Source organism: Cryobacterium sp. PH31-AA6 (genome assembly GCF_030063195.1).
Classification (GTDB): Bacteria; Actinomycetota; Actinomycetes; order Actinomycetales; family Microbacteriaceae; genus Cryobacterium.
This window is the reverse complement of the sequence record NZ_JASISS010000001.1, coordinates 161,710-175,949: the sequence shown is the minus strand read 5'-3', so window position 1 is coordinate 175,949 and position 14,240 is coordinate 161,710. Positions and strand designations below refer to the sequence as shown.

Genomic DNA, 14,240 nt, shown 5'->3' with positions numbered 1-14,240 from the left:
CCGTGCGGTACCCGCCACCCTCATGCTAGGCATTCTCGCCCCGGCGGTCCACACAGGGCAGCCTGCCCTGTCGGGAGGGCACCCGCCTCCGCGACCCGGTGAATCCGGCAGCGACGAGGCGGGCGACTACCGGTGGGTGTCCTGGCGGTTCCCGGCGCTCCCGGGCAGCTCGCTCTTCTCCCAGCCGCGTCGAGGCTTGCGGGATCCCGAACCGCGGTGCGCGTCACGCGACCGGTAGACGATGTACGGCCGCACGAAGTACGCCAGCGGCGCGGAGAACACGTGCACGAGCCGGGTGAAGGGCCAGAGCAGGAACAGAAGGGTCGCGGTCAACACGTGCAACTGGAAGAAGAAGGGCACGTCGCTCATCAGCGACGGATCGGGCTGGGCGAAGAGCAGCCCGCGCACCCACGGCGAGATCGTGCCCCGATAGTCGTAGCCGGCACCCAGCACCTGGAAGAGCACCGTGGCGGTCGTCCCGAAGGCCAGGGTCGCCCCCAGCAGCAGGTACATGACCTTGTCCATCACCGTGGTGGCCAGCAGCACCCGCGAGTTCAGCCGGCGGCGATAGATCAGGATGGCCAGGCCGGCCAGGGTGAGCGCGGCCGCCACGCTGCCGAGCCAGGTGGCACCGATGTGGTAAATCTGCTCGGTGACGCCGAAGAACTCCAGCCACTCCTTGGGCACCAGCAGCCCGACGACGTGTCCGCCGAGCACCATCAGGATGCCGTAATGGAACATCGGCGATCCCCACCGGAGCAACCGGTTCTCGTAGGTCTGGCTCGACCGGGAGGTCCAACCGAACTGGTCGTGCCGGTAGCGGAGAATGTGGCCCACGACGAAAACCGCCATGGCCGCATAGGGGAACGCCACCCAGAGCAGGAAGTCGATCGGATTCATACCCTGAGGTCCTCACTGGAAACGCCGGACGGCGAGAACGGTTTGAGATTGCCGAGGAAGGTCATGCCGACCGTCTCGGTCGGCGGCCCCTCGTTGACGAGGTTGAGGTAGCGCTGGCGGGTCTCCTCGTCGATCGCCGGGAGCGACAGGGACACCGCCTCCACGACGTGCGCGTACGGGCTCGGCACGGCCTCGAGGGCGGTGCGGAGCACCTCGATTCCGTCCCGGTGCGCGGCGAGGAGTTCCTGCGCGATCGGCGAGTCGCTGAGCGCGGAGAATTCGAGCACCATCGGCAGGTAGTCGGGCAACTCGTCCGCCGCAACCTCCCATCCCGCAGCGCGGTAGGCCTCCACGAAACGCACGAGCGCCATCCCCCGACGCCGGGTGTCGCCCGCGGCGTAGTAGCTGAGGTACGGGCAGCACTTGCGTTTGAGGTCGAAGGTCGCCGTGAAATGGATCTCCAGCTCCTGCTGGCTCATCGCCTCCGCCGCGGCCAGAAACGCGCCGAACGCGTTCCGGAGCGGGTCCGGCAACAACGCCACCGACGCGGCAACGGCCGTGAACCGCGCCCGGCGCTCCTCGGTGGGGTAGTCGAGCAGAATGGATGCCGCCATGTGCGCCATCCGGCCGTCTTCGGCGGACAGCGCGAGGGCATTCACCCGGCGCGGCGGGAGCCCTGGGAGCCTCATGCCGGGCCCCCGGTTGCCTTGGGCGGGAACATGCCATCCGGCACGCCTCCGCCGGTCCAGTTGAGCAGGTTGACCCGGCCGGGCGTCGTCGGTTTGGTGCGTTCCCCGCCCTTGCCGACCATCTCGTTGTAGTTGTCGACCGTTCCGTTCAGGGGCATGCCCGGAGTCTTCCCGGATGGCCCGGACGCGGTGGATGCGGTGGGTCCCCCCATACCGGGCCCGCCGTCGGTGTCGAGCGAGCAGGCCAGTTCTTCCAGGTCACGAGCCGTTTCGACGTGCGCCTTGGGGATCACATAGCGATCCTCGTACTTGGCGATCGCCAGCAAACGGTACATCGCCTCGATCTCGGTGCCGGTCATGCCGACCGCCTCAGGGATCGACTCGTCGCGGTCGCGACCCAGGTTGATGTCGCGCATGTACGAGCGCATGGCGGCGAGCTTGCGCAGCGAGGACTCGACGGGCACGACGTCGCCGGCGGAGAACAGGCCGGCGAGGTACTCGACCGGAATCCGGAGCTTGTCGATGGCGGCGAAGAGGGTGCGCGCATCCTCCCCGTCGTTGTTCGTGGTCGAGATGACGTCGACCACCGGGGACAGCGGCGGGATGTACCAGACCATGGGCATGGTGCGGTATTCCGGATGCAGCGGCAGGGCCACCTTGTACTCGGAGATGAGCTTGTAGATGGGGCTGTTCTGGGCCGCGAGGATCCAGTCGTCTTCCATCCCCTCGGCCTTCGCCGCGGCGATGACCGCCGGGTCGAACGGGTCGAGGAACACTCCGCGTTGCGCGTCGAGCAGATCCTGGTCGTTCTCGATACTGGCCGCCGCCAGGACCGCATCGGCGTCGTAGAGCATCAGGCCGAGGTAGCGCAGCCGGCCGACGCAGGTCTCCGAGCAGATGGTGGGTTTACCCTGCTCGATCAGCGGATAGCAGAGCGTGCACTTCTCCGCCTTGCCGGTCTTGTGGTTGAAGTAGACCTTCTTGTACGGGCAGGCCGAGACGCACATCCGCCAGCCACGGCAGCCGTCCTCGTCGACGAGGACGATGCCGTCCTCCTCGCGCTTGTACATGGCGCCGGACGGGCAGGCCGCGACGCAGGCGGGGTTGAGGCAGTGCTCGCAGATGCGCGGCAGGTAGAACATGAAGGTGTTCTCGAACTCCATCTTCACGTGCTCGCTCATGGTGGCGAGGATGGGGTCGTCGGCCGCGGTCTCCTGCGAGCCGCCCAGGTTGTCGTCCCAGTTGCCGGACCACTTGATGTCCATGTTCTTGCCGGTGAGCAGCGACTTGGGCCGGGCGACGGGACTCTCCGTGCTGAGCGGGGCCTTGGTGAGCATGTCGTAGTCGTAGGTCCACGGCTCGTAGTAGTCGTCGATCACGGGCAGGTCCGGGTTGTTGAAGATGGTGGCCAGGCGCTTGAGCCGGCCGCCGGAGCGCAGTTTCAGCCGGCCGCGCTTGTTGCGGATCCAGCCGCCCTTCCACTTCTCCTGGTCCTCATAGCGGCGCGGGTAGCCGACGCCCGGCTTGGTCTCCACGTTGTTGAACCAGACGTATTCGACGCCGGTGCGGTTGGTCCAGACCTGTTTGCAGGTGACGGAACAGGTGTGGCAGCCGATGCACTTGTCGAGATTCATGATCATCGACATTTGAGCCATAACGCGCATTTAGTACTCAACCTCCTGGCTGCGTCGACGGATCACGGTGACCTCGTCGCGTTGGTTCCCGGTCGGGCCGAGGTAGTTGAAGGCGAAGGACAGCTGGGCGTAGCCGCCGATCAGGTGGCTGGGCTTGAGCAGGATCCGGGTGAGCGAGTTATTCGTGCCACCGCGCATGCCGCTGGTCTCCGCGATCGGCACGTTGATCGTGCGATCCTTCGCGTGGTACATGTACACGGTGCCCTCCGGCATCCGGTGCGAGACGATCGCCCTGGCGACGACGACACCGTTGCGGTTGTAGGACTCGATCCACTCGTTGTCGCGCACGCCGATCTTGTCGGCGTCGAGCGGGGACATCCAGATGGTGGGGCCGCCGCGGGACAGCGAGAGCATCATCAGATTGTCCTGGTATTCGGAGTGGATCGACCACTTCGAGTGCGGAGTGAGGTAGCGCACGGCCACCTCGGCCCGACCCTTCGAGCCGGTCGCCCCGGTCGCCGCGGTGGACCCGACGATCGAATCGTCGAACAGGCGGTGCATGTCCAGCGGCGGCCGGAAGATCGGCAGGGTCTCCCCCAGCTCGATCATCCAGTCGTGGTCGAGGTAGAAGTGTTGCCGCCCGGTCAGGGTGTGCCAGGGCTTGAGGTGCTCCACGTTGATCGTGAACGCGCTGTAACGGCGGCCGCCGTGCTCGCTGCCCGACCATTCCGGTGAGGTGAGCACCGGGACCGGCGCACCCTGAACATCAGGGTAGGAGAACCGTCTGCCCTCGTTGTCGCTGGCCAGGTGCGCCAGTTTCATGCCCGTGCGCTCCTCCATCTGCCGGAATCCCTGGGTGCCGAGGCGACCGTTGGTCGTGCCGGACAGCGCCAGCACCATTTCGCAGGCCTGGATGGCGGTCTTCAGCTGTGGCCGGCCCGCGGCGGGGCCGCTCTCCACTAGCCCGTTCTTCTTGGCAAGGTAGGCAACCTCGACGTCGGGGTTGAACTTGACGCCCTTGGTGACCATGCCAAGCTTCTCGGTGAGCGGGCCCAGTGCGCCGAGCCGGGCCGCGAAGGCCGGGTAGTCGCGTTCGACCACGACGAGCTTGGGCATGGTGACGCCGGGCACCAGCACCTGGTCGTATTCGACGATGCCGTGTGGGGCGCTCATCGCATCCGGGGTGTCGTGCAGCAACGGCACGGCGACGAGGTCCTGGCGCACCCCGAGGTGGTCGACCGACATCTCGGAAATCTTCTCGGCGAGGATGTGGAAGATATCGAAGTCGGTCTTGGCCTGCCACGGCGGGGTGATCGCCGGGTTGAACGAGTGGATGAACGGATGCATGTCCGTCGTCGAGAGGTCGTTCTTCTCGTACCAGGTGGCCGGCGGCAGCACCACGTCGCTGAAGATGGTGGTCGACGTCATCCGGAAGTCGCTGGTGACCATCAGGTCGAGCTTGCCCTCAGGGGCGGTCTCGTGCCACTTCATGGTCTTGGGTCGCTTCTCCGGCGGCGACTCCGGCGCCCGCACGGCGCTCGTGGTGCCGAGCAGGTGCTTGAGGAAGTATTCGTTGCCCTTGCCGGAGGAGCCGATCACGTTGGCCCGCCAGACCACGAGCACCCGGGGGAAGTTCTCCGGGGCGTCGGGGTCCTCCACCGCGTATTCGAGGGTGCCGTCGCCGAGGGACTCGACGACGTACTGGGCCGGGTCGACACCGGCGGCGACCGCGTCGTCGACGAGGTCGAGCGAGTTGCGGTTGAAGGTGGGATACCCGGGCATCCAGCCGCGCTTGGTCGATTCGACCAGGCAGTCCGCGGTGGTGCGGCCCGTGAAGGATCCGGCGCCGAGGGGGCTGGACAGGGTGTCGGCGGAGAGACCGTCGTAGCGCCACTGGTCGGTGGCGAGGTAGAAGAAGCCGGTGCCGATCATCTGGCGGGGCGGTCGCACCCAGTCCAGTCCGAAGGCGTACTGGCCGTAGCCGGTGAGCGGGCGCACCTTCTCCTGGCCGACGTAGTGCGCCCAGCCGCCGCCGTTGACGCCCTGGCACCCGGTCATGGTGGTCAGGGCGAGGAACGCGCGGTAGATGGTGTCGGAGTGGAACCAGTGGTTGGTGCCCGCTCCCATCAGGATCATCGAGCGGCCGCCGGAGTCCTCGGCGTTCTGGGCGAACTCCCGGCCGATCCGTTCGGCGGCCTGCCTCGGCACCGAGGTGATCGCTTCCTGCCAGGCGGGGGTGCCGGGCGAGGAGGCGTCGTCGTACCCGGTCGGCCAGACGCCGGGCAGGCCGGGGCGGCCCACGCCGTACTGGGCGAGCAGCAGGTCGAACACGGTCGTGACCAGTTGGCCGGCCACCATCCGCACGGGTACGCCGCGACGGATGATGCCCGCGCCTCCCGCGTGCTGCTCGCCGACCTCGTCGGTCTCGGGTGCCAGATCGAACCTGGGCATGTCGATGGCGACGGATGCCTGGTCGTAGTCGGGGGCATCCGCGATCGACAGGAGCGGGTCGACACCCTCGAGGTCGAGGTTCCACTTGCCGACGTCGGCCTCGGAGAATCGGTGGCCGATCGAGCCGCCTGGCACGACGACCTGGCCGTCCTGGTCGAGGAGCACGGGCTTGAACGCCGCGCTCGAGACGGTCGCGGCCATGCCGGGCAGGGCATCCGCGGTGACGAACTTGCCGGGCACCCAGGCGTCGCCGCGCTTGGTCAGGCTGATCAGATAGGCGGAGTCGCTGTAGCGCTTCATGTAGTCGACGAAGCGGGGGGTGCGCCGGTCGACCAGGAACTCCCTGAGCACGACGTGACCCATGGCCAGCGCGAGCGCACCGTCGGTGCCGGGGTGCACGGCCAGCCATTCGTCGGCGAACTTGGAGTTGTCGGCGTAGTCGGGTGAGACGGTGATGACCTTCTGTCCCCGGTAGCGGGCCTCGACCATGAAGTGCGCGTCGGGGGTTCGGGTGACCGGCACGTTGGACCCCCACATGATCAGGTAGGACGAGTTCCACCAGTCGGCCGACTCCGGCACGTCGGTCTGATCGCCGAACACCTGCGGGGACGCGACGGGCAGGTCGGCGTACCAATCGTAGAAGGAGAGCATGGTGCCGCCGAGCATGGAGATGAACCGGTTGCCCACCCCCTGCGACACGATCGACATGGCGGGAATGGGCGAGAATCCGGCGATGCGGTCCGGACCGTACTTCCTGATGGTGTGCACGTGCGCCGCGGCGACGATCTCGGCCGCCTCATCCCAGCTGGCCCGCACCAGGCCACCCTTGCCGCGGGCGCTCTTGTAGGCACGCGCACTCTCCGGGTCACCCGTGACTTCGGCCCAGGCGAGCACCGGGTCGCCGGTGCGGGCCTTCGCCGCGCGGTAGAGGTCGAGCAGCACCCCGCGCACGTACGGGTACTTCACCCGGGTGGGTGAGTAGGTGTACCAGCTGAAGGCGGCGCCCCGCGGGCAGCCGCGCGGTTCGTATTCGGGAGAGTCGGGGCCGACGGTGGGGTAGTCGGTCTGCTGGGTCTCCCAGGTGATGATGCCGTCCTTGACGTACACCTTCCAGGAGCAGGAGCCGGTGCAGTTCACGCCGTGGGTGGACCGCACCTCCTTGTCATGGGTCCAGCGGTCACGGTAGAACGTGTCGGCGTCCCGGCCGCCCGTAAGGAAGACCGAGCGCAGGTCGGGCGAGGCCTTGCCGCGGCGCAGGAAGCGTCCGAGTTTCAGGATCGTGTCGTCGATCGGGCCGTCGATCCCCGGCTTCGCCGGCCTGGCCGGCTTTGAGAAGGCGGAATCCTTGAGTGGTTTCACTGCGTACCCCTTGCACTGCCCGGGGTCGCCACGGCGACAACCACCTTGGGGTTCAGTCTCACCGGCCGGAAAAAGGGCTACAAGCCGGAAACACCGTGATAAATGATTGCCGGCTCCGGTCGGGGTGCGAATACCGGTTCCTCGTCGGACCGGTGCAGGTCGAGGGTGCAGGTGTTCTCTTCGACCAGCGGGTGCAGGGCGTCCGCGCTGAGCGGACCGCGGGTCACCTCGAGCAGGCCCTTCAGCAGTCCGAAGTGCACGCGGCAAACCTCGGGATGCAGCCTGACCATGTCGATGTACGGGCATTCGTGCAGGTGCACGTGTTCTCCGTCGACATCGAGGGTCGCGTCGAATCCTGACTCGTCCAGGTGGTCGTCGAGGGCGTCCAGCTGCCGTTGCAGCGGCGAGTGGATGACGGCCTCGACCCGCAGCATCCGGCGCACCTGGTCGCCGTGGAGTTCGGCGGCCTCGGCCTTCTGCGCCCGAACGGGGTCGTCGCCGTCGGCCTGGCCGGCCGAGGCGCTGTAGAGCATCCTCGGACGCCCCTTGCAGTCCTTGGCCTCGGGCGTGCAGGTGACGAAACCGTCACCGATCAATCGGTGCAGGTGCTCCCGGGTCGTGTTGTGGTGCAGCCCACTGGCCTCGGCCAGGTCACCCACCGTCATGGTTCCGCGTTGCTGCAGGAAGAACAGCAGTTGGATCCTGCTGAACGAGGCGAGCGTGCGGTAGCTCGACGCGGGGTGAGTCGACGTCATTGCGCAATCATCTCCTTTTCAGATGGTGAACCGCTACCCGTCGGTGGGGATCGCCGCGGGTGTGGTGAGGTGGAGGAGGCAGACGCTGGGCCGCGCGAACGGTTCGAGGGTCACGCCGACTCCGGGCGCCTGCAGGCGCTCGAGGGCGCCTTCCATGAGTCCTCGGTGCACCGAACAGACGATGTCGGGGTGTTCCCTGGCCACATCGAGGAACGGGCAGCGGTGGAGTTCGATCAGGACGTGCGAACCTGCGTCCACGTCGGCCTCCGGCGTCGATTGCCGCTCGCCGACCTTCGGCGAGAAGCCGACCTCGCCGAGAATCTCGACGATGCGCCGGGTTGCCGCGTCCGCCTCGAGGGGCGCGAGCGGCTCGAGGACAAGCCCGCCACCCCAGCGCCGCCCCGCGGCCACCGCGGCCTCGGCGCCCGACGCGGGGCCGCCGGCCAGACCACCCGCGAGGATGCCGGCCAGCAGCCGGTAGGAGTCCTCGGGGGCCTCCTCCACCGGCACCGTTGCCCTGTAGAGCAGCCGGGGCCGGCCGGGTCTCACGCGCGCTTCGGCGGCCTCCTCCACGAGCCCGACGCTCACCAGCCGGTCGAGGTGTGATCGAACCGTGTTGGGGTGGAGCCCCACCTGGCCCGCGATGGCCGACACGTCCAGCGGCTCGGTCCCGGCCCGAAGGACCTCGAGAACGGCCACCCGGCTGATCCCGGACAGCACGGCGTGGGTGCGGGGATCGATCGCTTGGGTCGGCATGAAATTAGTTTTCCCTATAAGTATGGTAAAAACAAATGAGGGCGGGATTCCGCCTCTGGCGCAGACCTGTCAGGAGACCCCGACGCGCTCGACACCACCCATTTCTCCTCCGCAGCACCATCGGCGGCCTCGCGGCCGACCCAGAGCAGAGGACACCCGTGACCTTGTCACCAGCCAAACGACCGATCCGGCTCATGCATCACGATGCCGGCGAACGCCCCTTCATTGTGATCTGGGAGGTCACCCGCGCCTGCCAGCTGGTCTGCACGCACTGCCGGGCCGACGCGATCCGCAGCCGCAACCCGTTCGAACTGAGCACCGAGCAGGGCTACAAACTCCTCGACGACCTGGCCTCGTTCGGCACTCCGCGCCCGCTGGTCGTGCTCACCGGTGGTGATCCGTTCGAACGCCCTGACCTGCCCGAGCTCGTCGCCCACGGCACGGGTCTCGGCCTGAGCATGGCCCTGTCCCCCTCGGTCACCCCGCGCCTGACCCGGGAGGTGCTGGCCCTGCTGCACGAGGCCGGCGCCAAGGCGGTCTCGCTCTCGCTCGACGGCGCATCCGCCGCCACCCACGATGCGTTCCGTGGCGTGAACGGTGTTTTCGATGACACCATGATCGCGGCCAGGATGGTGCGCGACGTCGGCTACCGCCTGCAAATCAACACGACCGTCACCCGGGACACCGTGCACGAACTGCCGGGCATTCTCAAGACCGTGCTCGAGCTCGGCACCACACTGTGGAGCGTCTTCTTCCTGGTGCCGACCGGCCGGGGCAAGCTCCTGAACGCCCTGACCGCTGACGAGGAGGAGGAGGTTCTGCACTGGCTGCACGACGTTTCCGAGCTGGTCGCGATCAAGACCACCGAGGCGCCGCACTACCGGCGCATCGCCCTTCAGCGGGCAGGGGTCGATGACCTGGATGCCGCATTCCCGGTCGGTCCACTCCGCGCCGCCCTGCGGGCAGCCGCCGAGGGGCTGCTGACCGGGGACGAGCCCCGACGGCGAAAGCCACGGCCGCCGATCGACGTGAACTCCGGTCGCGGCTTCGCCTTCGTCGACCATGTCGGCCTCGTCTACCCGAGCGGGTTCCTGCCCGTCTCCGTAGGGTCTGTTCACGACAAGCCCTTCCCCGAAATCTATCGGGAGGCGCAGCTACTCCAGGAGCTGCGCACTCCCGATCTATTCGGGGGCCGGTGTGGTCAGTGCGAGTTCCGCACCGTCTGCGGCGGCTCCCGGTCGCACGCGTACGCCGTGACCGGGGATCCCCTCGCCGAGGACCCCAGCTGCGGCTATCAGCCCAGCATCGCCTGAGCAGTTCGGCTCACGCAGAAGCGCCCGGCCGGATATCCGGTCGGGCCCTTCGTCCTTCACGCGGTGTCGACATGATCACTCGAGGTGGTACTTGCCCTTCACCCAGCGCAGGGCGCCGATGACGCCGATGACCACGCCGATGCCGCCGACCATCATGCCGACGAACAGCCAGACGAACAACGGCTCCAGGCCGGCCACGAGCCGGTCGGCGCTGACGGTGGAGCCGCCGAGGAAGCCGGCGATCGGGGCGAAGATGCCCACGAACGCTCCGATCAGCATCCAGCGGATGCAGCGGGCGCGGTCCAGCACCTGGGTGTCAGTCACTTCGGCGTCAGTCATGGCTTCATCTCCGTTTTCTGGGTGGCGGCCCCCTGTTGGTCGAGCCACTGCGGAACCTTGTTCAGGAACGGTCCGATGATGTCCATCGGGAGCGGGAACACCACCGTGGAGTTGTGGTCGGCGCCGAGCTCGAGCAGCGTCTGCAGGTAGCGGAGTTGGAGCGAGGCGGGATTGCGGCTGAGGATCTCCGCCGCCTGACCGAGCTCCTCCGACGCCTGCAGCTCACCGCGAGCGTTGATGATCTTGGCCCTGCGCTCGCGCTCGGCCTCAGCTTCACGCGCCATGGCCCGCTGCATCGCCTGCGGAATCTCGACGTCCTTGATCTCGACGACCTTGACCTGCACGCCCCAGGGTTCGGTCTGGGCATTGATGCTGCGGGCGAGGTCCTCGTTCAGGTCGGCACGGTGGGCCAGCAGCGTGTCCAGATCGGCACGGCCCACCACGGAGCGCAGGGTGGTCTGCGCCATCTGCGAGGTGGCGACGGCATGGTTCTCGACCGCCATCACCGATCGCACCGGGTCGGTGACCTGGAAGAGCACCACGGCATTGACCCTCGCCGGCACATTGTCCTTGGTGATGACGTCCTGCGGCGGAATCGTCAGCGTCACGATCCGGAGGTCGACCCGCACCATCTTGTCGATGCCGGGAAAGATCAGCTGCACCCCGGGCTGGAGAACGGGCCGGAGCCGACCGAAGCGGAAGGTGACCCCTCGCTCGTACTCCTGGAGGATCTTGAAGGATGCCAGCAGCCAGACGACCAGGAGAACGAAGAGCACGACCGGCACGATCAGCCACGGGGTCATGATGGGTTCACCCTTCGGCTCCAGTCGTCGGTGGGCACGGTGCCTGCCGGGTCGGCTTCCTTCTCGAGTTCGGCCCACCGGGCCGAGAATGCGGCGCGCACTGTGTTTCCCTTCGTCGTGCCTGATCCGGAATCGTCGTCCGATGCCGGTCTGGAACTCGCGTACGGTTCGATCTGTACCGGTCGCGGTCCCGTCTTCCTGATGCTGCCGTACCCGCTCTGCCTGGCGAGTTCAGCAGCGGCCGTGATTGCGCGGGCCGCGACGCTCTCGTCGAGGCCCTCGGTCTTCAGGTGGTCGGGGAACCGTGCTGGGGCACGGCGCAGGTGTGACCAGAGCGGCCAGCTTCCCGCCAGAATGGCGACCGCCGCCGCCCCCAGCACCGTCAGCTCCAGGGGGCTTCGCCCCTGGAACATGACGGCGAGGGGCCAGACGACTCCGAGCACCACCACGGCGCAGGCGATCCCGCGGTGGAATCGCTCCGCCTCCGAGCTGGGCCAGGAGTCGATATTGCGCACGACCTCCCGCCCTGAGTGGCCGGTAGTGCAGCCGTACTTGACCGGACACGGATTGCAGACCGTGGGCGACGCGCGATAGCGGGTCACCCGGTTTTCCGGGTCGAAGGAGATCGGCCAGAGCCACTGGTCCTCTGAACACTTCCATGCGTCATGGTCCTCGTGGTAGCTGAACCCGCCGGAACGAGCACTGGTGGTGCTCGTCGCCGTGCGCCGGGCCAGGATGTCGAGCGTGTGGGCCACGAGCAGCAGGAAGCCGCCGTAGGCCAGCGCGAACCAGACTTCCGGGTCGATCGGGCCCATCATGCGCCCCCGATCGGGCCCGGTCCGCCGGCCTCGTCGGTGCTGCGGGGCCGATAGAGCGCCCCGTAGCCGGAGTCGGGCGCGTCGTCCACGCCGACGGCCGGCACCGGCTGCTCCTCCACGAACAGCGCCTCCATCGGGACGTCCTGGGTGGTGCCCTTGATCCGGTACCGCACGCCGAGCCAGGCGATCCAGACGAACGGAACGACTCCCCCGAAGATGAAGACCAGATCACCAGGCATCCGCAACCACTCCAGCACCGTGTTACCGGTGCCCGTGATGAAGTTCATGCTTCGGGCCTCGAAGTAGCCATCGTTCACGGAGTGCCACAACTGCAGCACACCGAGCGGCAACAGGGTGGCGAAGGTCATCCAGGCCAACCCGATGTTGAGCGACCAGAACGAGATCTTGGCCAGCCTGTCCGGCCAGCGCTTGGCCGGAATCAGGTAGCGCAGGGCGAACAAGGACAGGCCGACGCCCATCATCCCGTAGACGCCCATCATGGAGGCGTGCGCGTGGTTGGCGGTGAGGGCCGTACCGATCTCGTAGTAGGAGACGATCGGCAGGTTGATCAGGAACCCGAAGACGCCGGCGCCAAGGAAGTTCCAGAAGCCGACGGCCACGAGGAACATGACCGACCAGCGATGCGGGAACGGGGCGGAGCTGCGCGATTGCTGCCTGGCCCCGAGTTGCAGGAAGCTCCAGGCCTCGACCGTCAGGAAGGTCAACGGAATGACCTCCAGAGCGGAGAAGAACGCACCCAGCGCCATGTGCTCGACCGGGGTGCCGGAGAAGTACAGGTGGTGCATGGTGCCCAGAATGCCGCCGGCGGAATACAGAATCACGTCGAGCAGGATGATCTGCATCGCGATCTTGCGGTGCACCACGCCGAGCATGACGAAGATGTAGGCCACCATCACCGTGGTGAACAGTTCGAGGAAGTCCTCGACCCAGAGATGCACGACCCAGAACCGCCAGAACTCGGCGACGCTGAGGGTGACCTCGGTGCCGGCGAGCATGCCGACCGCGTAGAAGGCCGGGATGGCCAGGCCGGAGTAGAAGAACAACCACGGCAGGTTGAACCGGTGTTCCGACTTCAGCCGGGCACGGATCCCCCGGTAGATGATCGCGATCCAGAGGAAGAGACCCACGGTCAGCAGCCCCTGCCAGAACTTCGGCAAGTCGATGTACTCCCACTGCATGCCCCAGAACGGAGAATCCTTGGCGCCCTGGAACCCGAAGATGCTCAGGGCCTCGCCGGTCAGCGAACCGACCACGACGAGGGCGAGCGCGCCGAGCAGGCCATAGGCCAGCCAGTGCTGTCTCTTGGGTTCATGGCCGGAGATGTACGGGGCCAGGAAGATTCCGGCGGCGAGGAACGAGGCGGCGGTCCAGAGCAGGGAGAGCTGAACGTGCCAGGTGCGGGCAAGGTTGATCGGCAGCAGCTGCGCCAGGTCGAGCCCGAAGAAGCCCTCCAGATCGACCCGGTAATGCTCCACCGCGGCACCGAGGAAGGCCTGCGCGAGGAACATCAGCGCGACCACGAAGAAGAACCAGGCTGTCGCCGATTGCGCGGGCGTCACCTTGACCGTTCCGGGCTGGCGGAAGGACAACGGCGGGGTTTCCTCGCCGTGCTGCCAGCCCATCCGCTTGCTCCAACGCCCGTACAGTGCGAACAGGCCTCCGAGGGCCACCATCAGGGAGACCAGGGACAGTCCGCTCCAGACGATGATGTCCGCCGTCGGGCCGTTGTCGACGAGGGGCTCGGCCGGCCAGTTGTTCGTGTACGAATAGTCGTGTCCGGGCCGTTCCGCGACAGCGCCCCACGAGGTCCACGCGATGAACGCGGTCAGGTTGTGAATGTCGGCCGGATCGGTGATGACGCTGGGGAGCAGGCCGTTCTCCGTCGTCGGAGTGCCAAAGAAGTCGGCGTAGTGCTGCTGTACGGCCTCGAAGGCCTGGATCTGAAGATCGGTGAAGACGAGGTCACCGGTGTCCTTGTCGTACCGGTTGGTGCGCATCATCTCGACGAGGGCGCCGTGCGGGTCCTGGATTCCCGATTCGGTCAGCGCGTCGAGTACGAAGGTCGCGGAGCGGCGGAGGTAGTCGGCGGTGTAGTCCGGGCCGAGGTAGCCGCCGTGGCCGACGATGGAGCCGTACTCCTGCAGGCCGCGCGCCACGAAGGTCTGCTGCCCCGCGGTGATCTCCGCACCGGTGAAGACGACGGCGCCCTGTGCATCGACGACCTGCCTGGGCTGCGGCATCGAGTCGGTGTAGGTCATCGCGGCAAGGAACCCCATCACCGCGAAGCCGAAGATCATCACCAGGGCGACGCCCTGCAGCCAGCCCTTGGAAACCATCAACTCCGAACGCAGATTCCGCGCACTGGATTTCAATCGGACCACGGAGGCCCCTTTCCCTGTTGC

The 14,240-nt window shown here is 67.2% G+C and carries 11 protein-coding genes; 1 reads left to right on the top strand and 10 read right to left on the bottom strand.

Going from position 1 to position 14,240, the window contains the following annotated elements; all coding sequences use genetic code 11:
• Positions 1-126: 126 nt before the first annotated feature.
• The 6 genes from narI to QMG61_RS00810 form a co-directional block, all read right to left on the bottom strand.
• Positions 127-900, bottom strand: coding sequence for a respiratory nitrate reductase subunit gamma (gene narI / locus QMG61_RS00835; protein WP_283492433.1), 774 nt, complete (start codon positions 898-900; stop codon positions 127-129).
• The gene (gene narJ / locus QMG61_RS00830; protein ID WP_283492432.1) at positions 897-1,589 is read right to left on the bottom strand and encodes a nitrate reductase molybdenum cofactor assembly chaperone; all 693 of its coding nucleotides are present in this window, start codon (positions 1,587-1,589) and stop codon (positions 897-899) included. The genes narI and narJ overlap by 4 nt, the downstream gene beginning before the upstream one ends.
• Positions 1,586-3,253: a nitrate reductase subunit beta gene (narH, locus tag QMG61_RS00825; protein WP_283492431.1), complete on the bottom strand. Its 1,668-nt coding sequence runs from the start codon at positions 3,251-3,253 to the stop codon at positions 1,586-1,588. Before narH ends, narJ begins: the two co-directional genes overlap by 4 nt.
• Entirely contained in the window at positions 3,254-7,033 is a 3,780-nt protein-coding gene (locus QMG61_RS00820) for a nitrate reductase subunit alpha (RefSeq protein WP_502846980.1), read from the bottom strand.
• Positions 7,034-7,110: 77 nt separating this feature from the next.
• Positions 7,111-7,788, bottom strand: a complete 678-nt coding sequence (locus QMG61_RS00815) for a helix-turn-helix transcriptional regulator (RefSeq protein WP_283492430.1) — start codon at positions 7,786-7,788, stop codon at positions 7,111-7,113.
• 33 nt (positions 7,789-7,821) lie between these two features.
• Positions 7,822-8,544 (bottom strand): helix-turn-helix transcriptional regulator, encoded by a 723-nt coding sequence (locus tag QMG61_RS00810; protein WP_283492429.1) that lies wholly within the window; start codon positions 8,542-8,544, stop codon positions 7,822-7,824.
• 158 nt (positions 8,545-8,702) lie between these two features.
• On the opposite strand from QMG61_RS00810, the gene QMG61_RS00805 reads away from it, so the two are divergent.
• Positions 8,703-9,857: a TIGR04053 family radical SAM/SPASM domain-containing protein gene (locus QMG61_RS00805; RefSeq protein WP_283492428.1), complete on the top strand. Its 1,155-nt coding sequence runs from the start codon at positions 8,703-8,705 to the stop codon at positions 9,855-9,857.
• Between the two features lie 75 nt (positions 9,858-9,932).
• On the opposite strand, the gene QMG61_RS00800 is transcribed toward QMG61_RS00805, so the two are convergent.
• The 4 genes from QMG61_RS00800 to QMG61_RS00785 are packed head-to-tail and all read right to left on the bottom strand — an operon-like array spanning position 9,933 to position 14,219.
• The gene (locus tag QMG61_RS00800) at positions 9,933-10,196 is read right to left on the bottom strand and encodes a hypothetical protein (protein ID WP_283492427.1); all 264 of its coding nucleotides are present in this window, start codon (positions 10,194-10,196) and stop codon (positions 9,933-9,935) included.
• On the bottom strand, positions 10,193-10,999 hold the full coding sequence (locus tag QMG61_RS00795) for a slipin family protein (protein WP_283492426.1): 807 nt from the start codon (positions 10,997-10,999) through the stop codon (positions 10,193-10,195). The genes QMG61_RS00800 and QMG61_RS00795 overlap by 4 nt, the downstream gene beginning before the upstream one ends.
• Positions 10,996-11,817, bottom strand: coding sequence for a hypothetical protein (locus QMG61_RS00790; protein ID WP_283492425.1), 822 nt, complete (start codon positions 11,815-11,817; stop codon positions 10,996-10,998). Before QMG61_RS00790 ends, QMG61_RS00795 begins: the two co-directional genes overlap by 4 nt.
• Positions 11,814-14,219 carry a nitric-oxide reductase large subunit gene (locus QMG61_RS00785; RefSeq protein ID WP_283492424.1) on the bottom strand — a complete coding sequence of 802 codons (2,406 nt, stop codon included), beginning with the start codon at positions 14,217-14,219 and terminating at the stop codon, positions 11,814-11,816. The genes QMG61_RS00790 and QMG61_RS00785 overlap by 4 nt, the downstream gene beginning before the upstream one ends.
• Between the last annotated feature and the right edge of the window lie 21 nt (positions 14,220-14,240).

Coding starts and splice junctions, on each gene's coding strand:
- QMG61_RS00790 (WP_283492425.1), bottom strand. CDS start 11,817: ATGATGGGCCCGATCGACCCGGAAGTCTGGTTCGCGCTGGCCTACGGC.
- narI (WP_283492433.1), bottom strand. CDS start 900: ATGAATCCGATCGACTTCCTGCTCTGGGTGGCGTTCCCCTATGCGGCC.
- narJ (WP_283492432.1), bottom strand. CDS start 1,589: ATGAGGCTCCCAGGGCTCCCGCCGCGCCGGGTGAATGCCCTCGCGCTG.
- QMG61_RS00800 (WP_283492427.1), bottom strand. CDS start 10,196: ATGACTGACGCCGAAGTGACTGACACCCAGGTGCTGGACCGCGCCCGC.
- narH (WP_283492431.1), bottom strand. CDS start 3,253: ATGCGCGTTATGGCTCAAATGTCGATGATCATGAATCTCGACAAGTGC.
- QMG61_RS00795 (WP_283492426.1), bottom strand. CDS start 10,999: ATGACCCCGTGGCTGATCGTGCCGGTCGTGCTCTTCGTTCTCCTGGTC.
- QMG61_RS00815 (WP_283492430.1), bottom strand. CDS start 7,788: ATGACGTCGACTCACCCCGCGTCGAGCTACCGCACGCTCGCCTCGTTC.
- QMG61_RS00810 (WP_283492429.1), bottom strand. CDS start 8,544: ATGCCGACCCAAGCGATCGATCCCCGCACCCACGCCGTGCTGTCCGGG.